Annotated in this window: 17 protein-coding genes; 5 read left to right on the top strand and 12 right to left on the bottom strand. The window is 58.9% G+C overall.

Features of this window, described 5'->3' with window-relative positions:
- Positions 1-172: 172 nt before the first annotated feature.
- The 3 genes from ribH to pdhA all read right to left on the bottom strand — a co-directional run bounded on the left by ribH (position 173) and on the right by pdhA (position 2,746).
- Complete coding sequence (ribH, locus tag E5J99_RS14110; protein ID WP_135498462.1) at positions 173-649, bottom strand: 6,7-dimethyl-8-ribityllumazine synthase; 477 nt, start codon at positions 647-649, stop codon at positions 173-175.
- Between the two features lie 93 nt (positions 650-742).
- On the bottom strand, positions 743-1,519 hold the full coding sequence (locus E5J99_RS14105; protein WP_245318985.1) for a tetratricopeptide repeat protein: 777 nt from the start codon (positions 1,517-1,519) through the stop codon (positions 743-745).
- A gap of 54 nt (positions 1,520-1,573) precedes the next feature.
- Positions 1,574-2,746 (bottom strand): pyruvate dehydrogenase (acetyl-transferring) E1 component subunit alpha, encoded by a 1,173-nt coding sequence (gene pdhA / locus E5J99_RS14100; RefSeq protein WP_135498461.1) that lies wholly within the window; start codon positions 2,744-2,746, stop codon positions 1,574-1,576.
- Between the two features lie 66 nt (positions 2,747-2,812).
- Here pdhA and recF point away from each other — a divergent pair, with 66 nt between their 5' ends.
- From recF to E5J99_RS14085, 3 genes are all read left to right on the top strand, one after another.
- The gene (gene recF / locus E5J99_RS14095; protein WP_135498460.1) at positions 2,813-3,922 is read left to right on the top strand and encodes a DNA replication/repair protein RecF; all 1,110 of its coding nucleotides are present in this window, start codon (positions 2,813-2,815) and stop codon (positions 3,920-3,922) included.
- A 91-nt stretch (positions 3,923-4,013) separates the two neighbouring features.
- On the top strand, positions 4,014-4,331 hold the full coding sequence (locus tag E5J99_RS14090; protein ID WP_135498459.1) for a DUF721 domain-containing protein: 318 nt from the start codon (positions 4,014-4,016) through the stop codon (positions 4,329-4,331).
- Between the two features lie 339 nt (positions 4,332-4,670).
- Positions 4,671-5,231 carry an acyl-CoA thioesterase gene (locus E5J99_RS14085; protein ID WP_245318982.1) on the top strand — a complete coding sequence of 187 codons (561 nt, stop codon included), beginning with the start codon at positions 4,671-4,673 and terminating at the stop codon, positions 5,229-5,231.
- 102 nt (positions 5,232-5,333) lie between these two features.
- On the opposite strand, the gene E5J99_RS14080 is transcribed toward E5J99_RS14085, so the two are convergent.
- Together E5J99_RS14080 and E5J99_RS14075 are read right to left on the bottom strand one after the other, a co-directional pair.
- Complete coding sequence (locus E5J99_RS14080) at positions 5,334-5,720, bottom strand: helix-turn-helix domain-containing protein (RefSeq protein WP_135498458.1); 387 nt, start codon at positions 5,718-5,720, stop codon at positions 5,334-5,336.
- Positions 5,721-6,082: 362 nt separating this feature from the next.
- The gene (locus tag E5J99_RS14075) at positions 6,083-6,946 is read right to left on the bottom strand and encodes a glycerophosphodiester phosphodiesterase family protein (protein ID WP_135498457.1); all 864 of its coding nucleotides are present in this window, start codon (positions 6,944-6,946) and stop codon (positions 6,083-6,085) included.
- A gap of 204 nt (positions 6,947-7,150) precedes the next feature.
- Here E5J99_RS14075 and E5J99_RS14070 point away from each other — a divergent pair, with 204 nt between their 5' ends.
- Positions 7,151-7,774 (top strand): DUF2939 domain-containing protein, encoded by a 624-nt coding sequence (locus E5J99_RS14070; RefSeq protein ID WP_167852141.1) that lies wholly within the window; start codon positions 7,151-7,153, stop codon positions 7,772-7,774.
- A gap of 94 nt (positions 7,775-7,868) precedes the next feature.
- Here the strand turns inward: E5J99_RS14070 and E5J99_RS14065 are convergent, their stop codons facing one another.
- The 6 genes from E5J99_RS14065 to E5J99_RS14040 form a co-directional block, all read right to left on the bottom strand.
- Complete coding sequence (locus E5J99_RS14065) at positions 7,869-8,138, bottom strand: PLDc N-terminal domain-containing protein (protein ID WP_135498455.1); 270 nt, start codon at positions 8,136-8,138, stop codon at positions 7,869-7,871.
- A gap of 112 nt (positions 8,139-8,250) precedes the next feature.
- Positions 8,251-8,895: a rhomboid family intramembrane serine protease gene (locus tag E5J99_RS14060; RefSeq protein WP_135498454.1), complete on the bottom strand. Its 645-nt coding sequence runs from the start codon at positions 8,893-8,895 to the stop codon at positions 8,251-8,253.
- Between the two features lie 138 nt (positions 8,896-9,033).
- Positions 9,034-10,005 carry a polyprenyl synthetase family protein gene (locus E5J99_RS14055; protein ID WP_135498453.1) on the bottom strand — a complete coding sequence of 324 codons (972 nt, stop codon included), beginning with the start codon at positions 10,003-10,005 and terminating at the stop codon, positions 9,034-9,036.
- A 220-nt stretch (positions 10,006-10,225) separates the two neighbouring features.
- Positions 10,226-12,763: a ribonuclease R gene (gene rnr, locus E5J99_RS14050; RefSeq protein WP_135498452.1), complete on the bottom strand. Its 2,538-nt coding sequence runs from the start codon at positions 12,761-12,763 to the stop codon at positions 10,226-10,228.
- A 491-nt stretch (positions 12,764-13,254) separates the two neighbouring features.
- Complete coding sequence (locus tag E5J99_RS14045; RefSeq protein WP_245318980.1) at positions 13,255-15,174, bottom strand: ABC transporter ATP-binding protein; 1,920 nt, start codon at positions 15,172-15,174, stop codon at positions 13,255-13,257.
- Between the two features lie 158 nt (positions 15,175-15,332).
- On the bottom strand, positions 15,333-15,971 hold the full coding sequence (locus tag E5J99_RS14040; protein ID WP_135498450.1) for a lipoprotein signal peptidase: 639 nt from the start codon (positions 15,969-15,971) through the stop codon (positions 15,333-15,335).
- A gap of 333 nt (positions 15,972-16,304) precedes the next feature.
- Here E5J99_RS14040 and E5J99_RS14035 point away from each other — a divergent pair, with 333 nt between their 5' ends.
- Positions 16,305-18,203: a hypothetical protein gene (locus E5J99_RS14035; protein WP_135498449.1), complete on the top strand. Its 1,899-nt coding sequence runs from the start codon at positions 16,305-16,307 to the stop codon at positions 18,201-18,203.
- 232 nt (positions 18,204-18,435) lie between these two features.
- Here E5J99_RS14035 and ileS read toward each other — a convergent pair whose 3' ends face one another.
- Positions 18,436-21,870, bottom strand: a complete 3,435-nt coding sequence (gene ileS / locus E5J99_RS14030) for an isoleucine--tRNA ligase (protein ID WP_135498448.1) — start codon at positions 21,868-21,870, stop codon at positions 18,436-18,438.
- Positions 21,871-22,007: the final 137 nt, after the last annotated feature.

Raw genomic sequence — 22,007 nt, 5'->3', positions numbered from 1 at the left:
TTTGGCATCTCAACAGCAGACCTCATGAATAAGTTTGCCGAGCTGCCCCATAGAGATTGGGTTTCCGGTTTTGGCGTTGTCCCACGGTATTTGGCCGCAAAGCTACGCTTTTGTCCGATACTCAGACTGCAACGGCTATTCTTAAACGGGCCCTGGCTACCAATTTACGCTTTTAAAAGCCCAGCATGTGAATGGCGGCAGCAGCAGCCTCTACACCCTTGTTGCCATGCTTCCCACCGGCCCGATCCAGCGCTTGTTCCAGAGTATTGGTGGTCACCAACCCGAAAATAACGGGTTTGTTGAACTTCAGCCCGACGTTGGTCAGCCCATGCGCTACCGCATGGTTGATGTAGTCGTCGTGCTTCGTATCGCCTCTGATAACGACACCCAGGCAAATTACCGCGTCAATTTCTTCGTGCTGGGCCAGAAACTGCGCCCCCAGGGTAAGCTCGAAGCTGCCCGGCACGGTGTTGCGGTAGATGTTCTCTTCCTTGGCTCCGTGCTTCAGCAGTGTGTCGTAGGCTCCCTGGCTAAGAACATCCGTTATTTCGCGGTTCCACTCGGCTACAACCAGCCCAAAGCGCTTCTCGGAGATATCGACGAAAGTGGCGGCGGTGTAGTCGCTTAGATTTTTGAGTGCAGTAGCCATACTGGGCTTCGTTAGGTTGGAACGGTGTAGTCTAAAAACAAAGCTGCGCCTCCCTTGCGGAAAAGCGCAGCCTTAGTTGGTCGGGATGCTCTGCTATTTGCTGGTCATGGCTTCGGCCCGCGACTTGAGCTGCTTGGCCTCGCTTACCTCCTGGGCATTTTGGTAATCAGTCAGGATTTTGTCGTAGGCCTTAATGGCACCGTCGTAGTCCTTGAGCATTTCGCGGGCCGTGGCTTCCTTCATAAGGTAGCCGGGGGTGAAAAACTCGTTGGCATTGTAGCTACCAGCCTTGCTATACAGGTCGGCCGCTTCCTTGTACTTATTCAGTTCCATGTTGGCATCACCCAGCAACGCATAGGCCCGGGCTTGCACCAGCAGGTCATCGGAGCTGAAGTCTTCCAGATAGTCAATAGCCGCTTGAAACTTACCCTGTTTCAGGGCAGCCACACCGGCGTAGAAGTTGGCCAGGTTGCCTGCTTTCGTGCCACCGTACTCCGAAGCTACTGCTTCCAGACCATCGTACTGGCCGTCGCCTTTCATTGCCTTGTTCAGCGAGTCGGCTTCCCAATAGTTCACAGCCTGAAACATGGCAGCCTGAGCCTTCTGGTCTTGGGAGGAGCGCCAGGTATAGTAGCCAAACGCGCCAACTACCGCCAGTACCACCAGCGTCAGCAAACCGAGCAGCACGCTCTTGTTGCGGCGCAGGAAGTCCTCCGAGTTAGCAAGGCGGGCAGCCAGGGCATCCGGGTCTTCCAGCAAAGGGTGTTCGGGCACCAACTCGCCTTCGACAGGCTGGTTAGGGTCGGCCGGGACCTGAGACTGCTGCGGACGGTTCTGCGGGCTATTGCGCGTGTAGGGAATCTTAGACATTACTGGGCTTTCAAAAAGGGCGGCCGGACAGCCGGGTAAAACTCCGCGTGGTAGTTAGTCGCGGATGTAAGGATAATCCTGCTGCACGTAGACGTCTTTGTACAGCTCGTCAGCGGTTGGGTAAGGCGAGTTTTCGGCAAACTCAACCGACTCATTTACCTGCGCTTTTATCTTCTCATCAATAACGCTCAACTCTTCCTCCGTCGCCATGTTGTGGGTCAGGATAGTGTCGCGTACTGATTCGATGGCGTCGCGCGAACGGTAGTCCTCCAGTTCTTCCTTGGTCCGGTACTTGGCGGGGTCACTCATGGAGTGGCCTTTATAACGGTAAGTTTTGAACTCCAGGAACGTTGGTCCTTCTCCGGCCCGGGCTCGCTCAGCGGCCCGCGCTACGGCATTGTGAATATCCTCCACAATCATCCCGTTCACAGGCTCCGACGGCATGTCGTAGCCCCGGCCAATGTGGTGCAGCTCCGTAACGTTGGATGTGCGCTGCACCGAAGTGCCCATGGCATAGCCGTTGTTTTCGACGACGAAAATGACGGGCAGCTTCCATAGCATAGCCATGTTGAAAGCTTCGTGCAAAGCACCCTGCCGGACGGCCCCATCACCCATGTAGCAGATGCAGAGGTTGCCGGTCTTGTTATACTTCTCAGCGAAGGCAATGCCGGCCCCCATGGGCACCTGGGCACCTACGATGCCGTGGCCTCCAACGAAGTTTACCGCCTTGTCGAACATGTGCATAGAGCCACCCTTGCCTTTCGAGCAACCGGTAGCCTTGGCAAATAGCTCAGCCATGATGGCATTGGGAGACGTGCCCAGCGCCAACGGGTGCGCATGGTCGCGGTAGGCCGTAATCCATTTATCGTCCTTAGTCAGGGCCGACACGGCACCGGCTACGCACGCTTCCTGCCCAATATAAAGGTGACAGAAACCCTTAATCTTCTGTTGGCCGTAGAGCTGACCAGCTTTATCCTCAAACTTGCGCATGAGCTGCATTTGCTCGTACCAGCGCAAGTAGGTCTCTTTCGGGAACTGTGGCTCGGTTGACGGCGAAGCCTGGGGAGTAGTTTCTTCCGGGGGTGCGTCGTTTGCGGGAGGCAATACCGGGTCGGGTTGCTTCACCGTTTTGGTGGCAATATCCGCTGCAGGGGTAGCCTTCGGGGCCGACGATTTTTTCGCCGAATTGGAAGCGCTTGGGGTAGCCTTTACTTTCGTCTCCGCCATCGTACTCTCGGTTGTTCGCGTTTGGGATGCGAAAGTACGTAAAAGGATTGCAATTCCGAACCCCGAATGATTCTTGAAACCCTCCACCTGCTGTTCTTCAAAAACTACGATGAGGCGACGCTGCAGCTCTCGCCACACATCAATTGCTTCGTAGGCGACAATGGCAGCGGCAAGACCAACCTGCTCGACGCCATTCACTATCTGGCCCTGACCAAAAGCGCCTTTACCGTTTCGGACGCTCAAAGCATAAAACAGGGGGAGGAGTTCTTCGTGGTGAAAGGCCGCTTCTGTACGCCGCCCGATGATGCGCGCGAAACGATTCAGTGTAGCCTGCGGGCCGGGCAGAAGAAAGCCGTGACGCACAACAAGCAGCCCTACGAGCGTATCTCCGACCACATCGGCCGCTTCCCCGTCGTGCTTATTTCTCCTTATGATACCGACCTGATTCGGCAGGGCAGCGAAGAGCGCCGGCGCTATTTTGACAGCCTGATTTCGCAGCTCAATCATGAGTACTTGGAGCTTCTGATATCCTACAACCATATCCTCCGCCAGCGCAACGCGCTGCTCAAGCAAGCCGCCGACCGCCAGGGCTACGACCGCGACTACCTGCTGGTGCTGGATGAGCAGCTCGCGCCGGTGGGCTCGGAGCTGGTGCAGCTTCGGCAGCAGTTCCTGGCCGACTTCACTCCTATCTTTCAGCGCCACTACCAGCAGCTGGCCGATGGCCGCGAAGACGTGACACTGGACTACAAAAGCCAGCTCCCTGATGCCGACTTCGGGCAGCTATTGCGCGCAGCCGAGCGCAAGGACTTGGCCTTGCAGCGCACCACCGTTGGACCGCACAAAGACGACTTCGTATTTCTGATGAATGGCGTGTCAGTTAAAAACTATGGCTCGCAGGGCCAGCAGAAATCGTACGCCATTGCCCTTAAGCTGGCCCAGTTTGAAATAGCTGCTACCCGCAAACAGCACAAGCCGATCCTGCTGTTGGATGACATTTTTGACCGACTCGACGAGAAGCGCATTACCCGGCTGCTCCAGCTGGTAGCCGATCAGACCTTTGGCCAGGTCTTCCTGACCGATACGCACCTGGAGCGCACCGACAGAGTGCTGGCCAATCTCTCGGAGCAGATCAGCCGGTTTCGGGTAGAAAAGGGTCGCGTGACGGCACTCTAGCCGCGCTTCTGCCTACCTTTACTGCTCAGCACAGCCGCTGCCGAAAGGCCTGGCATTGGCCTTTCGGCAGCGCGTAGTTTATACTCCAGTTTTGAAAAAATACAACTCGCCCGAAAATTCCCGTAAAGCCGATATCCTCACCCTGAAGGAAGGAATTACGGCCCTGCTGAAGGCGTACCGCTTACAAGGCAAGCTCAACGAAACAATGGTAGTTTCGAGCTGGGAGCGAATCATGGGCAAGGCTGTGGCGTTGAAAACGCAGGAGGTATATATCAGCCAAGGCAAACTATTTGTCCGGCTCAGCTCGGCGCCGCTTAAGCACGAATTGGTGATGGCCAAAACCCGAGTACTGGACCTTATTAACGCTGAGGTCGGTGAACAGGTGATTAAGGAAGTAGTATTCCTGTAGAGCATCCCTCTCTGCCAACAAGCTTCCTGTACCACGCTACCACGCTGCTTGCCACCTTAGCGACCCCTGCTCTTCAGGCATCAGCCGATCCAAGGTGGTGAGTAGTGCAGTCTGTACTTGGGTCCTTTAGATTCGGCGGGCCGCATTTTGCTTTTGGGTCTGTACTACTTGTCATCACCACAAGATGTCAGGTCTATTGTAGGTAGCGACGCCTTACTGATTTCCTTCTTTGGGAGCAGAGCTCACAGGCTGTCATTTCTTAGTGTGTAGCACGAAGGTCCGAGGCAATTCTCCTATTTGCCCCCCTACCCTTCCTGACCAATTACCTCTTTCTAACCTATGGATTTTCTCAGACCTGATTTCCGTCCGGTGTCTTACTCGCGCGTCACTCTTACGGAGTTGATGATTCCAGCTTACGCGAATTTCGGCGGCAAAATTCATGGTGGCATCTTGTTGTCGCTGATGGACAAGGTAGCCTATGCTGCCGCCTCTAAGCACGCCGGAAACTATTGCGTCACGGTCAGTGTAGACGGCGTCAACTTTTTGCAGCCGGTGGAAGTCGGCGAGTTGGTGTCGCTACTGGCGTCGGTCAATTATGTGGGCCGTACCTCGCTTTTGGTTGGCATCAAGGTCATAGCGGAGGATGTGCGAACTGGCACCGTGAAGCACACCAATACTTCCTATTTCACGATGGTTGCCAAAGATGATTCGGGGCAGCCCACGGCTGTACCAGGGCTCACGCTAGAAACGCACGAAGACAGTCGGCGCTTCCTGGAAGCTATCAAAAGGCGGGAGTTTCGGGAGCGGAACCGGGCTGAATTTGACAATGCTTTGTCGACGCTGGCCGTGCAACAGGAGATGTATCTATTGCGCCAAGAACGGTGTCAAATAGCGTATTAGCAGCAAAGCAACACCCCAGTCTAGTGCTCCCAGAACGCCTGGGAATAAAGAACCCAAACAACGGCCCTAAATGACAAAAATGTTTCACGTGGAACATTTTTGTCATTTAGGGCCGTACACCTTCATCAGAAGCTCATTATGAGCCTCTAGAAGGGCTATATACTTCGTTTGTAACGCCATAAGCTGCTTTACAGGATCTATTTCAGCAGCCTGCAATACACTTGTACGCTGTGTTACATTTGACAGCGGGCTATTAGTTACAACAGGTGCAACAAAAGGCAGGACACCCTGCTGTAACACCGTAAATTCATTCGAGAAGTCGTGGCCGATTATATCACCTATCCGCTTTACAAATGCGTAATCCAGACGCTCCTCCTTGAATTTACGATAGATGGTTGGTCGTGTAATACCGAGTTCCTCCACGATACGCGTAATCGAAATACCGCTGTTTTTGATGGATTCTTGCAGGATTTCACCGTGGTGGGACATGTTGTTCAGGTTGTAATAAGGAGCGGAATGTAAAGATGTTAAATACGTATCAATCTCCCATCACAGGGAGCAATAATATTACACGATTACACTTGTAACACAAACACAACCGAGCATCGAACAATAACAACAATGTATAACATTACAATACTGTGTAACAAATCAAACGTGTTACACGGAGACTTTTGTTGTAATAAAACACAACACCAATGTGTACATCATTACACCATAGCGTGCGGCATTACACTCCTCTTCTCTCTTTCGGGATATTCCAGTCGACAGTTAATTCAGTGTGCCCGGCATTGTTGTGCGCCGTCATATCAAATAAACACAGCGTACGAACAGCGTAACAGCCAGCTATCCTATTCTTGGAGCAGCAGAGCCTGTAGCACATCCGGATAGTCGGTGGTTATGCCATCGACGCCATACCGAATGAGGTCGTGCATGGCCGCTATATCGTTTACCGTCCAGGGCACGATGCGCATCCCGAGACGCCGAGCCTGCCGCAACAGATCAGGCGTAAGCAGCCGATAATCGGGCCCATATACGTGGGGCGTGAAGCCCAAGCGAGCCAGATGTTCTGCCAGGGGAAGCCGATCTTCTACCAGCAGACACACGGGAATATGGGGAGCCTGCACCCGGGCATTTTGCAAAATCCGGGGGGCGAAAGACAGCAGTGTCACTCGGTCGGCGATGCCTTCCTGCTCTATCAAAGCTAGCACCAAGGCCACGTACACTTCTGGGGCAGGATGGAAAACACCGTCGCCCGCCGGCTCGGTTTTCACTTCTATGCTATAGTGAATCGGGGGGCGGCTGCTTCGCAACACCTGTTCTTCCGCGCTACGAATAACGTCTCGTAGCAACGGCTTGTAAGCCGGTAGGGAGTGCTGCCGCGGGAAGCGCGGATGCGGCGTCAGCCCACAGTCATACTCCCGGATCTGGTTGTATGGGAGACGGTACAGGTTATGCTCCCGCTCCCGAGCAGGGTCGATGCGTTGCCCATCGGGCAGCCGGCAAATGGCAGCAGAAAACCACGGCTCGTGGGAAACGACAACCTGCCCGTCGGCCGAAACGACTACATCCAACTCCAGAGCATCGACTCCCAAGGCAAGCGCATGCTGAAAAGCAGGCAGTGTGTTTTCCGGGAACAGCCCCCGACAGCCTCGGTGGCCATGGATTTCAGGGCGCGGGAAAGAAGAAACTGGGGAGGAAAACGGTCCGTTCATACTCCTTGTACGCAGCAGCGGGGCAACAAAGCTGCTCGGAGCCTTGTCAGAAAAGCGGTGAGTCAACTGCGGGTGTGGGTGCTGGCCCCGGGCGCAGCTGGGGCAGGAATAAGGTAACCGACCGGCTACTGCTGCTCTGGACGTGGAATGGGCGGCAAAACCGATATTTTTGCGGTTCAAACCTTTACTTCTTCTGACACCTTTATGAAAAAGATCTTTCTGCTGTTCCTGTTGGCCGTACTAGGAGTGGGTGGGTATCTGTATTACCGCAGCCTGACAACCGGACCGGAATATTCGCTGATGCAGGCCGCCAAGGCAACCCAGGACCACGATATGACCGCCTTTGAGCAGTATGTGGATGTGAACAGCGTAACGGGTAGCTTGGTGGATCAGGTGACGGCACAGAGCTCGGTGCTGGGCATGCTCAATCCCGGGTCGTTTGCTTTCAAAGGAGCGCTGCGCCTGCTGAAGCCGCAGCTGGCGAAGGCAGCGCATAAGGAAGTGGAGAACTACGTGCAGACCGGCTCATTGGCCGCCGCCGCCGAGGCGCAGCCCGAGCGCACGATGAAGGTGTCGCTAGCAGGCCTGGCGAGCAAAGTGGTGAGCACCGACAGCAAGTTCAAAGACATCAAGTACGTGAACGAACAGGGCGGCCAGGCGCTGGTTGGCATCGAGATTACGCAGCCGAAATACGACACCACGATGGTGATTGAGGTGAAGATGCAGGACAAGGGCGACTACTGGCAGGTGAAGGAAATCACGAACACCGGAGAGCTGCTGAAGCATGTGGCGCGCATGGAAAAAGACAGGCTCCTGAAGCGCGACTAGCCGCCGAAAAAGTACCGTTTAAAAGAGAAGCCCCGTCACGAAAATCGTGACGGGGCTTCTCTTTTAAACGGTAGCGTTGGAGAATGTGGTCGGGCTATTTGCGGCCCGAGAACAAGAAGTAGATGATGGAGCCACCAAAAGGAAACAACCAAATGATGATTCCCCAGATGATCTTCTTGCCAATGGACCAATCCTGCTTAATCAGGCTCAGAACAGCCAGAACGGCCAGGATGAGATAAGCAACGCCAACAATCGTGAGCGAGCCATCGGAGCGGCGACCCGAGCAGCTCGAGAGCAGCGACGTGACGGTGAGCAACAGGGCGCTAACCGGAATACGGTTGGTGAGGGCAGTAAGTCTGGTCATGGTACAGTCGGAAGGTGGAAGAATAGGGAGTTATGCCGGTCTTTACGCGCTACTTCCAGAATGGATATAGATGCCGCTATACTTAATGCACAAACAATTGATTGTCAATATATTAAAAAATAAATTGTTGGATTTCGCTCCAAAAATGAGGTGCTGCTTCCGGTAAGAAGATGAGGGCGAGAATAATGCCATAGAGCGCCCCATAGAAGTGAGCATCGTGGTTGATATTGTCGCCGCGCCGCCGGCCCATGTAGTAGGAATACCCCAGATACAGGAAGCCGAAGATGAAAGGCTTGATGGGAAAGGGAATCGGGAAGATGATAATACCCTCGCCCTCGCCGCCCACAGGATTGAACAGAATGCTGGCAAACAGCACGGCCGCCACACCGCCCGAAGCGCCCAGGCTGCGGTAGTCGGGGTCGTCGCGGTGGCGGAAGTAGGTGGGCAGGTCGGAAAGGATGATGCCACCGAGGTAGAGCGCCAAAAATTGGAGCAAACCCATCGTCGGGCCGCTGGTAGCAACCAGCGTATCTTCTACCGACTGCCCGAATGAGTAGAAGGCAATCATGTTGAAGATAAGGTGCATCCAGTCGGCGTGCAGGAAGCCGGAAGTGAGCAGACGATACCACTCGCCTTTCTCCCGGATCCGGGTCGGATTCATAATCCAGCTTTCCATCAGCGTCTGATTGGACCAGGCATAGATGGAAATACCGGCGGTGATAAGCAGCAGGACAAGGGGGGCACTAAGGTTGAGCATGAGCGTGGGTTCGAATCGGGGAGGCAAAAAGAGAGTATAGCGGCTTCAGGCGGCCTGGCAAGCCTACAAACGCACGAAGACACGGCTTGTGGGGCCTAGTCTGCGTGACGGGGCTTAAGAACGGGTTATTCGGCGGGCTTAGCTTTCGCGCTCCATCAGCTGCAACGCCACGCGCCGCAGCGGCTCCTTCCGCTCGGCCGGAGCCTGGGTGCGGTCGAGATGCTGGAGCGCATCCTGGAAGTAGTCGTTGATCAGCGCTTCCGTCTGGGAGCGAATATTGAGCTCATCATATACGGCGCGCACGGCCTGCACTTTGGTAGCGGCATCCACCACGGGCTGGCCGATGTACTGCGCCAGCGTGGCGCGCTGGGCCTCGGTAGCCTGAGCCTGGGCCGTGAGCAGCAGAAAGGTTTTCTTGTCCGAAACGATGTCGCCGCCGACGCGCTTGCCGAAAGTAGCTGCGTCGCCGTACACGTCGAGCAGGTCGTCGCGGAGCTGGAAGGCAATGCCGATATCGGTACCAAACTGGCGCAGGTGGTCGGCATCGACGGCGGTAGCGCCGGCCAGCAGCGCGCCCAGCTCCAGGCAAAAGCCCAGCAGCACGGCCGTCTTCAGCCGAATCATATCCAGGTACTGCGCAATGCTGACCTGCTCGTTGGTTTCGAAGTTCATATCCCACTGCTGGCCCTCGCAGACCTCGGCGGCCGTTTGGCTGAACTTGCGCAGCACCACTGGGAGCAACTCGGGGCGCACGTCCAGAAACAGCTCGTAGGCCCGCACCAGCATCACGTCGCCGCTCAGAATAGCCACGTTGGCATTCCACTTCTCGTGTACCGTGGGCTGGCCGCGCCGCAGCGGGGCCTGGTCCATGATGTCGTCGTGGAGCAGGGTAAAGTTGTGAAAAACCTCGGTGCCCAGCGCCGGCTTCAGAATGGCATCGAGGTCGTCGGTGAAGAGGTGGGCTCCAAGCAGCGTGAGCAGCGGCCGGATGCGCTTGCCGCCCAGCGCCATGATGTAGCGAATGGGTTCGTAGAGGGCTTCCGGAGCCTGGCCATAGCGCTGTTGGGACAGGGCGGCAGTGATTTTATCGGAGAAAAAAGAGAGGTCCACAGGGCAGCTTAGAGGTGGGGCGGAAAGGTACGGAGGAAATGGCGGAGCCGAAGAAGCCGGGCTGTGCGGGGCCGGGCTTCCTCTGTTTGAGCGAACAGACTGTTCTCTTACGTAGCACGACACTATGCTTAACCACAAAGCCCCGATGCATTCCTACATCGGGGCTTTTCAGGTTAGAAATGTGCGCACATCTCAGAAAACAGATTGCGTCGGCTTGTGCCTAGCGGCGGCGCTTATCACCGGCACCGCCGCGGCCGCCGCCGCCGCCGCCACCTTTGCCACCAGGGCCACGGCCACCGCTGGGCTTCTCGCCGCGCGGCCCCCGGGCCGGACGGTCGCCGCGGCTGCCCCGGCGCTCTTCCTTTTCGCGGAGCTTCACAGAATCGGGACGATCATCGACCACTTCGAAGTCGATGGTGCGGTCGAGTAGGTTGGCCGCTTTCACGATAACCTGCACCTCGTCGCCAAACTGAATGATCTTCTTGTTGCGCTGCCCGATGATGCGGTAGTTGTCCTTGTCGAGCTCGTAGAAGTCGCCGGGCAGGTCGCTGAGGCGAATCATGCCCTCGCACTTGTTCTCCTCAATTTCGACGTACAGGCCCCACTCGGTCAGGCCCGATACGACGCCCTTGAACTGCTCGCCAATCACGTCGGCCATAAATTCGACCTGCTTGTACTTGATGCTGGCACGCTCGGCATTGGCGGCCATCTTCTCGCGCTCGGACGAGTGCTTGCACTCTTCCTCCACGGGCTCGGTCTTCACGTTTTTGCCGCCTTCCAGGTAGTGTTCCAGCAAGCGGTGCGCCATCATGTCGGGGTAGCGACGGATGGGCGAGGTGAAGTGCGAGTAGTGCTCGAAGGCCAGACCAAAGTGCCCCAGCGGCTCGGTGGTATACTTGGCCTTGGACATGGTGCGCACGGCCAGCGTCTGGATAACGTTCTGCTCGGGCCGGCCTACCACCAGTTGCGACAAATCGTTGAGCTCGGTGCTGAGCTTCTTCGGGTTAGTCAGGTCCAGGTTATGGCCAAACTTCTGGGCGAAGAGGGCAAAGTTCTGAAGGCGGTCGGCGTCGGGCGCTTCGTGGGCGCGGTACACCATCGTGAAGCGCGGCTTGGTCTTTTTGAGGCCATACACGAACTCGGCCACCTTGCGGTTGGCCATCAGCATGAACTCCTCAATCATCTTGTGAGCATCCTTGCGCTCCTTCACGTACACGCCCAGCGGCTTGCCGTTCTCATCGAGGCGGAATTTCACTTCCTGGGTTTCGAAGCTGATGGCTCCTTTGCGAAAACGCTCGGCACAGATCTTCTTGGCCATATCGTTCATCAGTACGATTTCGGTGGCGTATTCGCCCTCCCCGGTTTCGATGCGCTCCTGAGCTTCCTCGTAGGAGAAGCGGCGGTCGGAGTGGATGATGGTTTTGCCAAACCACGACTCGTAGAGCTTGCCCTTTTCATCGAGCTCAAACACGGCCGAGAACGTCAGCTTGTCTTCGTGGGGCCGCAGCGAGCAAACGCCGTTGGAGAGGCGCTCGGGCAGCATCGGAATCACGCGGTCGACGAGGTAGACCGACGTGGCGCGGAACTTAGCTTCCTTCTCCAGCATGGTGCCGGGCGTCACGTAGTGCGTCACGTCGGCAATATGCACGCCCACTTCCCAGTGGCCGTTTTCCAGCTTCTGAATCGACAAGGCGTCGTCGAAGTCCTTGGCGTCGGCGGGGTCAATGGTGAAGGTGGTGATGGGACGGAAGTCGCGGCGCTTAGCAATTTCCTCCTGCGGAATCACGTCCGGAATAGCCTCTGACTCCTCTTCCACATCCGTCGGGAATTCGAAGGGCAGGCCAAACTCGGCCATGATGGCGTTAATCTCGGCCTCATTCTGCCCGGCGGGGCCAAACGAGCGTACGATTTCGCCCACCGGCTGGCGGGTGCTGTCCTCGGGCCATTCCGTAATGCGCACGAGTACCTTTTCGCCATCGTTGGCGCTGCTCAGCTTCTCGAAGGGCACAAATACGTCGAAGTAGAGCTTGCGGTGGTCGGGCGACACGAAGCCGAAGCCGCCCTGCACCTTGAGCTGGCCCACGATTTCGGACTTCACCCGCTTCACCACCTCTACCACGTCGCCCACGGGACGGCCGTCGCGCTGGCCGCGCAACCGGATGCGGACCGTGTCGCCCTGCATGGCAAACTTGAGCCGGTCGGTGAACACGCGCACGTCGGTTTCGCTCTCTTCGCTAATCACGAAAGCGTACTGGCTGGTGGCCAGCGCCACGGTACCCGTGATGGTGTCGGAGCCAGGCTGGCCCCGCTCCCGATACGGGCCGGGCGAGGGCTGCCCGTCGCCGGGCTCGTCGAAGCCCTGGGTGCGGCGGCGGCGTACGATGGGGTCGTTGCCGAACTCGGCCTCCACGGGCCGGCCGCCTTTGGCCGTTACCTGGCCGCCGCGCTCGGGGCGGTCGGCGGCCAGGGGCTGCACCTTCAGCGCTTCGGGGTCGGTGAGGCGGTAATCGTCGTTTTGGAGCAGCGTGAGCTGGCCCGAATTCTTGAGGGCCTTGAGGTGAGCAAACACGTCTTCGCGCTGCTCTTTGGTGGTCACGCCCAGGCGGCGCGAGAGTTGACGGTAGGAAAATACTTTGCCGGGGTTATCGGCAAAAATGCGGAACACCAGGGTTTTGGTTACTGGGGCAGGCTCACTTTTTGGAGCGTGGGAGGCTTTCGCGGAAGCGCGGGGAGCCTCAGATTCGTCTTTTTTCTTCATTAGAAAACAAGGGTGCCGCCAGTGGTTTTCGGTTTCGCAGGCGGCGCAGATAGATGGAAAGTACGACTGGTGCGAAAAGGCAGGTCGCGGGAAAGGAAGTAAGAGTTGAACGCGGCCCAGGTGGCCAGGTTTTGGCCGCAGCAAAAAAGGCGCAGCGGCGGCAGATGAAAGATAGTACGCAATAAATTCAAAATGGACTATATGCGGAAAGTTACGAAACAGTGATGCGGTTGATTTGATAGGGGTTGGATACTAGCAGCTGTCCTATAAGGGCTGTCATCCTGAGCTGGCGAAGGACCTTGCTCCGGGTTGCGACCAGCATTCTTCCGTGTGACCCGACCTGCGCTTGAGTATGCTACATTGAAGTAGCCTTTTCACCGAGGTGAGGAAGGTCCTTTGCCAGCTCAGGACAACAGGGTAAACAACGACAGCACGCGAGAGGTCCCGCTTTGCTCGATATGACGGTTTTTTAAAAAAGCCTGCTATCCGCACTACCCCGCTTCCATGGCCCGACGGGCTACGGCGGCGCGGATGTCGCGGGGCTCGTCTTTGGGAATGGCGGCCAGCAGCTGCTTGGTGTACTCGTGCTGGGGGTTGGCGTAGACGTCGGCAGCGGGGCCGCTTTCCACGATTTTGCCCTGATTCATGACCAGCAGCCGGTCCGACATAAAGCGGGCCACCGACAGATCATGCGTAATGAACAGGTAAGTGATACCGAAGTCGCGCTTGAGCTGGTTGAGCAAGTTGAGCACCTGCGCCTGCACCGACACATCCAGGGCCGACACCGATTCGTCGCAGACGATGCACTTGGGCTGCAGCGCCAAGGCGCGGGCAATACAAATGCGCTGGCGCTGCCCGCCCGAAAACTCGTGCGGATAGCGCAGGTAGTGGTCGTCTTTGAGGCCCACGGTGCGCAGCAGCTCCAGCACCCGGTCCTTTTGCTGCTGTTTGGTACCGCCCACGTTGTGCACGCGCATCGGCTCCAGAATGGCCTCGCCCACGGTCATCATCGGGTTCAGGGCCGCGTACGGATCCTGAAACACCATCTGAAATTCCTTGCGCCGTTTGCGCAATTCGCCGGCGGGCAAGGCCGCCAGATCCGTCTCTTCGAACAGAATACGGCCCGCCGTTGGTTCCACGAGGCGCAGCAAGGCCCTGCCCAGCGTGGTTTTGCCGCAGCCCGACTCGCCGACCAAACCCACGGTTTCACCCCGGAAAATATCGAAGCTGACGCCATCCACAGCCCGCACGAACTCGGGGTGGCGGTTGAAGAAGCCCTTGCGGATGGGAAAGTGCACGTTCAGGCCGTCAATGCGCATCAGCACCTCGGCGGCTACGGCGGGAGTGGTTGGGAGTGGGGCTGGTTTTCCGAGGGCCTCTTCTCCCCCACTTTCCCCGGCCAAAACCGCCTCATTTTGTTCCACGGGGAACGTTTTGGTGGTTACAAGGGAAATGTTATCAGCGTTAGCAGTTACGGCAATAGTTGAGCTATCCGGCGTGGGATGCAGGAGCCGTTCCACTAGGTTGCCGGCCGCGTCTTCCGTCATGAAATCGGCGACGACCGGCAGCCACTGGCGGCCCACCGACAGCTTCGGCCGGCAGGCCAGCAGGCCTTTGGTGTAGGGGTGCTGGGGGTTGGTGAAAATATCGAGCACGGGCCCCTGCTCCACCACCCGGCCCCGGTACATCACCAGAATCCGGTCGGCAATTTCGGCCACTACGCCCAGGTCGTGGGTGATGAAGAGCACGGCCGTATTGTGCTGGCGACGCAGCTCGTCGATGAGTTGAAGCATACGGGCCTGCACCGTCACGTCGAGGGCAGTGGTGGGCTCGTCGGCAATGAGAATGGCGGGGTTGCAGGCCATGGCCATGGCAATCATGACGCGCTGCTTCTGGCCCCCGCTGATTTCGTGGGGGTATGCGTTCAGGATTTTCTCGGGTCGCGGCAGCTGAGCCATCCGGAACAGCTCCACGGTGCGGGCCTCGGCTTCCTTCTGGTTGAGCGTGGTGTGTAGCCGCAGAGCTTCCACCACCTGGCTGCCGCAGGTATACACGGGGTTCAGGGACGTCATCGGCTCCTGAAAAATCATGCTGATGTCGTTGCCGCGCACTTTTTGCAGCTGCTGGTCGCTGAGCTGGAGCAAATCCACCTCGCCCAGCGCTTCCGATTGAAACCGGGCCTCGCCGGAGGTAATGCGGCCGGGCGGCAACGGAATCAGCCCCATCAGCGCCAGCGACGTCACCGACTTGCCCGAGCCCGACTCGCCCACAATAGCCACCGTTTCGCCCCGGTGCAGGTCGAACGATACGTCCTGCACGGCCCGCACGTCGCCGCGGTGCGAGCGGAAGTCGATGGTCAGGTTGCGAACGGAAAGAATGGGCTGGGACACGGGCAACGGTTGGTTAGGCACTACGGGTAAAAGTAACGCGAACTTTACTCTTCGCGCGGCGGAAGACGTACCCGTTCGCCTTCCCATTCAAGCACAGGCAGCACAAAGGGTGCGCTGCGGCCAGCAAAAAGGCCGGCTGAATTGCTTCAGCCGGCCTTTTTTACTCTTAAAATCAGTATTTACACTACTTCGGAGGCTTCCGTGTCGCGGCGGGGCACTTCCGGAGCCGCAACTATGGCGGGCTCTTCGGTAAAAAACCGGTTCTGGTTGAAGAGAATCAGCAGTACACCCACGAAAATAGCGGAGTCGGCGATGTTGAAGATAGGCCAGAGGGAAAGATGGTAACCGCCTACCAGGGGCCAAGCAGCGGGCAAAAAGCCTTCGTAGAGGTCCAGATACAGCATATCGATTACCTGCCCGTGGAACCAGGGCGTCGGGGCGCTGAACGGGGCGTTATCGTAGATTTTGCCGTAAAAAATGGAGTCAATCAGGTTGCCGACGGCCCCGCCCAGAATCAGGGCTACGCAGGCAATGAGGCCCCGGTGCGCCCGGCGGGCCCAGAGCTTGTAGATGTAGTAGCTGATGCCGAACATGGCCACCAGCCGGAAGCCGGTCAGCAGCACCTTGCCGTAGGGCGGCGGCAGCTCCACGCCAAACGCCATACCGGGGTTCAGGGTGTAGTGCAGCTTGGCCCAATCCCCGATCAGCGGGATTTCGCCGGCCATACCGGGCTGCATGTAGGTGTGCACGGCCCACTTGGAGAGCTGATCGATGAGAATGACCAGCAACGCCAGCAGGTAATATTTCCAGTATTTCATAAGCACAAAGAAGAGCGGAATTATAGACCAACCCGCCCCGGAAGAAAAGCCTTGGGTATATGTTTGTGAGGCCGTTTTGTGCCAGTTTAAACCAGGATTTCCAGGGTTTGTGCGGCACAGTACCAAATGCATCAGAGAGCAAACTTACGGCAAAGCCAGCGGTTTTCGGCCGTCCGCCCGCGGGTGAGCTGCCGTTGACAATTGCGTAGCTTACGAAAGACAGTGCCTGCGTTGAATTGAGAGACCAAAACGGAATGCAAAATGAGAAAAACACTGGCGGCAACGGTCGTTTTTTGGTGGAGTCTGGCCGGAGAAATTTGGGGCCAAACACCTGTGCCAGTAGCCGATACGCTGGCGCAGGCCTACACCGATGCGCGCCTGGGACTGGGGCTACCCTTGCCGGCCAGCTTCCTAGTAGAGCCCTACCCCAGCAGTCCGCCCGAGGCGGCGCTACTCCGCCAGCTCCATCAGCTAGCCGGCGAAAATGCCGCTGGTGCTTCGGTGGTAGCCCACATCCGGCAGCAGACCGCGCCACGGAGTGTGCTGACCGTGACGCAGCTGCCGGCCAGCCACCTGAATTGGCTGGCCGCGGGATTTCGGGCGTGGCGGCCGGGGCGCTATTACCGCAGCAGCACCGTGCCCCCGATAGCGCAGGAGCTGGTGTGCGCGCTGCCGGGCGGCGGCTGGCTGTATCTGCGGGCCGAGCTGCCGCGGGAACCCGCCGACCGCTCGGATCTTAATTTTTCGCGGCTGGGCCGCACGCTGGAAATCCTGTATGGCAGCCGTATTTTTCCCGCCCTGGCGTTAGACTCTGCACCATCGCCGCGCACTCCGGCGCAGTTTGCCCGCTCTGCCGACAGCCTGGTGCGCCACACGCCCGGCGGCAACCCGCTGCCGGCGCTGGCCGCGCTGGAAGAAGGCCGCCGCGCGGCGGGAGCCAGCCTGATTACGCCTGCTGAGAGTCAGGCCAATCCGGCCCTCACGCCGTATCAGTCCCGGTTTGGCCCCCGGCTACCCGCCGATTTTTGGTACCTGGGAGATGCCGTGGATAAGGTGGAATCCTGGACGAATGCGCCGGCCCAGCGGTGGCTGTTCAGCGCAACCAACCTGGATTTTATTTCGCTGCCCACACCGGAGTATGGCGGTGATGCTACATATGCCTGCACCGCCGGGGCCGTGTACTCCGCGCGGGAGGCGCTGGCTGATATCCGGCAGCGGGCCCGCGGCAAGCAGGTAGTGCTGTTCAATGAAAACGTGTACCGCCCCCAGCACCGCACGCTGCTGGCCCTGGCGCTGCCCGATCTGTACGCCCAGGGATTTCGCTACCTGGCCGTGGAAACGCTGAACGGAACCGATGCCGACCTGAACCGACGAGCGTATCCCGGCCTGCGGCAGCACGAATACGCGCCCGACTACCAGTTTGCCAACCTCATCCGCACGGCCCGCCGGCTGGGCTTCACGCTGCTGGGCTTCGCGGATACCACGCAGCCCGCGGGCTTCCAGCAAACTATGCCGCAAGGTATTTCGGAGGCTTTTGATAAAGCCAGCTGGGCGCGGCGCTACCAGCCCATCCGGAAGCTGCGGCGGGTGCTGGATACGCTGCCGCCGCAGGCGCGCGTAGTGGTGCTGGCCCCGGGCCTGCAAACCTTGTGGGAGGCAGATAGCTACGGCCGCAAAACCGCCGTGCGCCTGCTCGATGGCTGGGGCGGAAAAGCCGTGCTGACCATAGACCAGCTGCACATAGAGCAGGACGTCTGCGTCCGGTTCGGGGTGTTGCCGCCGTTGCAGCTACCGCCACCCTGGCAGCCGCTCGATTCGCTGGCCCGACCCGATATAGCCCGCACGCTGTACGTGCGCTACCCGGCCATCGACGGGCCCGGCCTGTCGCCCGCGCGGCCCCTGACCGATGCGGCCGACCTGACGGTGTACAACCGCCTCGACGCCCAGCGGCTGCCCCTGCCCTACCCCGCCGCCACCAATGCCCGGCCAATAGTGTTTGATCTGAGCCCCTACCGCGCCACCAGCGCCACCGGCCGCCGCGTGCTGCAGCTCTACCTCCTTAGCGAGCTGAGCGGCCCCCACCCGGACCAGGTACCACCGGTTTTCACCCACGAAATCGGGCCGCTGGCCGGGCCCCTCACGCTCCGGCTGTGCCCGGGCCGCTACCGCTACCTCATTCGTTCCTCCGGCCCGGCCACCGAGGTGCAGGCTGATCTGACGGTGCCGGAATAAGAGCCGCGCTGGTATGCGGAGCTATGCCTGCAGCGGCTCCATACACCATACGTGGTCAGCCGTAAGTATTGTGGTCAGGCCGTTCTGACGGTCGCCTCACCCCCCAGCCCCCTCTCCGAAAAGGAGAGGGGGAGCCAGACGATAAAGACGACGTTACATTCACCTGACCACTTAAAAAGCCCCGAAACTTTCGTTCCGGGGCTTTCTGTAGGATGAAGTAACAGTGGGGAGTTTAGCCTTTTGCCACGCTCAGCTGTACCGGCACCGAATAGTCGTCGAATTCAAGCACCGAGCCGCCGTTGACATCGGCCGCGAAATCCAGGGCCAGGGCCTGCACTTCGGTGCGGATATAGTCGCCGAACGAAAGCACGGCGGCCTGCAATTCGGGCTGCTGGCCCAGGGTGACGCGGATTTTGTCCTGGACTTCCAGGCCGCTGTCCTTGCGCAGGTTCTGGAGGCGGTTCACCAGCTCGCGGGCCACGCCTTCCTGGCGCAGCTCGTCGGTCAGGGTCACGTCGAGGGCTACCGTCAGCGGGCCGTCGGTGGCTACGAGCCAGCCGGGGAGGTCGTCGGTGCGGATTTCCACGTCGTCGGGGGCGAGAGTGTAGGTTTCGCCGTCGATGTTCACGGTCAGCTGGCCGGTTTTTTCGAGGGTGCTGATTTCATCGGCCGTCATCTGCTGGATGCGGGCTCCTACTACCTTCAGCTTCGGACCGTACTGCTGGCCCAGACGCTTGAAGTTGGGCTTCACCGACTTCACCAGCACCCCGCTGGTGTCGTCGAGAAACTCCACGTGCTTCACGTTCACCTCGGCGCAGATCAGGTCTTCGACCAGACCAACCTGGGCCCGGGTCGTGTCATTCAACACCGGCACCAGGATGCGTTGCAACGGCTGGCGCACCTTCAGCACCGATTTCTTCCGTAGCGAGTGGGTAAGCGAGGAAATCCGCTGGGCCAGTTCCATGCGCTCTTCCAAAGCCTTGTCGATACGAGCCTCATCGGCCTGCACCAGCAGCGTCAGGTGCACGGATTCGGGCGCGAACGGGGTGTTGTTGGTTATGGCTTCGGCACGCATGCCGTCGGTCATGTTCTTGTAGAGCCACTCGGCGAAGAAGGGCGCGATGGGGGACATTAGCTGCGAAACGGTTACCAGGCATTCCTGCAGGGTTTCGTAGGCGGCGCGCTTGTCCTGGGTCAGCTCGCCCTTCCAGAAGCGGCGGCGCGAGAGGCGCACGTGCCAGTTGGACAGCTGGTCCGTCACGAAATCCTGGATGGCCCGGGCCGCCTTGGTCGGGTCGTAGGCGTCGTAGTGGCCGCGCACTTCCAGAATCAGGGACTGGAGCTTGCTCAGGATCCAGCGGTCCAGCTCGCCCAGCTCGGCGTGGGGCGTGCGGTCGAATTCGCGGGCCTGGAAGCCGTCGAGGTTGGCGTAGAGGGCGTAGAAGGAGTAGGTGTTGAAGAGCGTGCCGAAGAAGCGGCGCTGCACCTCGGTGATGCCGGCCAGGTCGAACTTGAGGTTGTCCCAGGGCTGGGCGTTGGCAATCATGTACCAGCGGGTGGCGTCGGGGCCGAACTGGCTGATGGTGGCAAACGGGTCGACGGCATTGCCGAGGCGCTTGCTCATCTTGTTGCCGTTCTTATCCAGCACCAGGCCGTTGGCCATCACGTTTTTGAAGGCCACGGAGTCTTCCAGCATCACGGCCAGCGCGTGCAGGGTGAAGAACCAGCCGCGGGTCTGGTCCACGCCTTCGGCAATGAAGTCGGCCGGGAAGTTCTGCTTGAACTTCTCCCCGTTCTCGATAGGGTAGTGCCACTGGGCGTAGGGCATGGCGCCGCTGTCGAACCACACGTCGATGAGGTCGGTTTCGCGGTACATGGGCTCCCCGCCGGGGCTCACCAGGAAGATGTCGTCCACGTAGGGACGGTGCAGATCCACCTTTTCGCCGTTGGCGTAGGGGTTGTGGGTCATGACTTTGGCCGCTACGGCCTTGTCAATCTCCTGCTTCATCTGCTCGATGCTGCCGATACAGATTTCCTCGGTGCCGTCCTGGGTACGCCAGATCGGGAGCGGGGTGCCCCAGTAGCGGGAGCGGCTCAGATTCCAGTCGACCAGGTTTTCCAGCCAGTTGCCGAAGCGGCCGGTGCCGGTGCTTTCGGGCTTCCAGTTGATGGTTTTATTCAGCTCGATGAGCCGGTCCTTTACCGCCGTGGTCTTGATAAACCAGGAGTCGAGCGGGTAGTAGAGCACGGGCTTGTCGGTGCGCCAGCAGTGGGGGTAGGTGTGCTCGTACTTCTCCACCTTGAAGGCCGTGCCGTCGCCCTTCATTTTAATGACGATGCTCTCGTCGAGGGTTTTGTAGTCGGCGCCGGACTCGTCGTGGCCATCGTAGTTTTTCACCCAGCGGCCGCCGAATTCACCCATCTGCTTCACGTAGCGGCCGGTGCGGTCCACGATGGGGCCGAGCTTGCCTTCATCATCGAGCACCATCAGGGCCGGGATGTCGTTTTGCTGGGCTACGCGGAAGTCATCCGCGCCGAAGGTGGGCGAAATGTGCACAATGCCGGTGCCGTCCTCGGTCGTCACGAAGTCGCCGGGGATAACGCGGAAGGCCCGCTCCTGCCCTTCAAACGGCACGAAGTCGAACAGCCGCTCGTAGTTGATGCCGACCAGATCGGAACCTTTGAAGCTGCCTTCGAGGTGCCAGGGCAGCACTTTGTCGCCGGGCTTGAAGTCCTCAAACGAGGCGTCCTTGCCCTTCTCGGAGAAGTAGCGGCTCACCAGCGCCTCGGCCAGCACCACCCGGATGGGCGCGTAGGTATACGGATTAAAGGTGCGCACCAGCGCGTAGGGAATCTTCGGCCCCACGGCCAGGGCGGTGTTGGCCGGCAGCGTCCAGGGCGTAGTCGTCCAGGCCAGGATAAACACCTCGGGCTCGGCGTTATCGTCGCCGTAGAGCTGGGCCAGGGGCACTTCGTCCAGGCTCACGTTGTCGAACAGCATCTCCGATTTCTCGTCGCGCTTCACCCGGAACTGAGCCACCACGGTCGTGTCCTTCACGTCGCGGTAGGTGCCGGGCTGGTTCAGCTCGTGGGAGCTGAGGCCGGTGCCGGCGGCCGGGGAGTAGGGCTGGATGGTGTAGCCCTTGTAGAGCAGGCCTTTGTCGTAGAGCTTTTTGAGCAGGGCCCAGCAGCTTTCGATGTATTCCGGCTCGAAGGTGATGTAGGGGTCGTCGAGGTCGACCCAGTAGCCCATCTTCTCGGTCAGATCGTCCCATTGGGCCTTGAAGCGCATGACCGTTTCGCGGCAGCGCTGGTTATAGTCGGCGATACTGATTTTCTTGCCGATGTCCTCCTTGGTGATGCCCAGCTCCTTTTCCACCTGCAGCTCGATGGGCAGGCCGTGGGTGTCCCAGCCGCCCTTGCGGTGCACCTGCTTGCCCAGCAGCGTCTGGTAGCGGCAGAAGATGTCCTTCACCGTGCGCGCCATCACGTGGTGGATGCCGGGGGCGCCGTTGGCCGAAGGCGGGCCTTCGTAAAACACGAACGTGGGCTGCCCCTCGCGGGTGCTCACGCTTTTCTCAAAGATGCCGTTCTGCTTCCACCAGGCCAGGATATCGGTGCCGACCTGGCCGTAGTTGAGCGGCTGCTTGAATTCGGGGTAGTTCATTTGGGTTGATTCTTAGCTTGACTTTAGCCTTTTGGGGGTTGGTAAGGAGGCAAAAAAGAAACCCGCCGGGTAGGGCAGGCTTAGCTTTGGGTAACGACACCGTTCTGCTATGCCCACCTTCCCCCGCGAGTTTCAGA

Source organism: Hymenobacter elongatus, assembly GCF_004745955.1.
In the GTDB taxonomy this organism is placed as follows: domain Bacteria; phylum Bacteroidota; class Bacteroidia; order Cytophagales; family Hymenobacteraceae; genus Hymenobacter; species Hymenobacter elongatus.
Note: the sequence above shows the minus strand (reverse complement) of the source record. Positions and strands in the feature narration are given on the sequence as shown.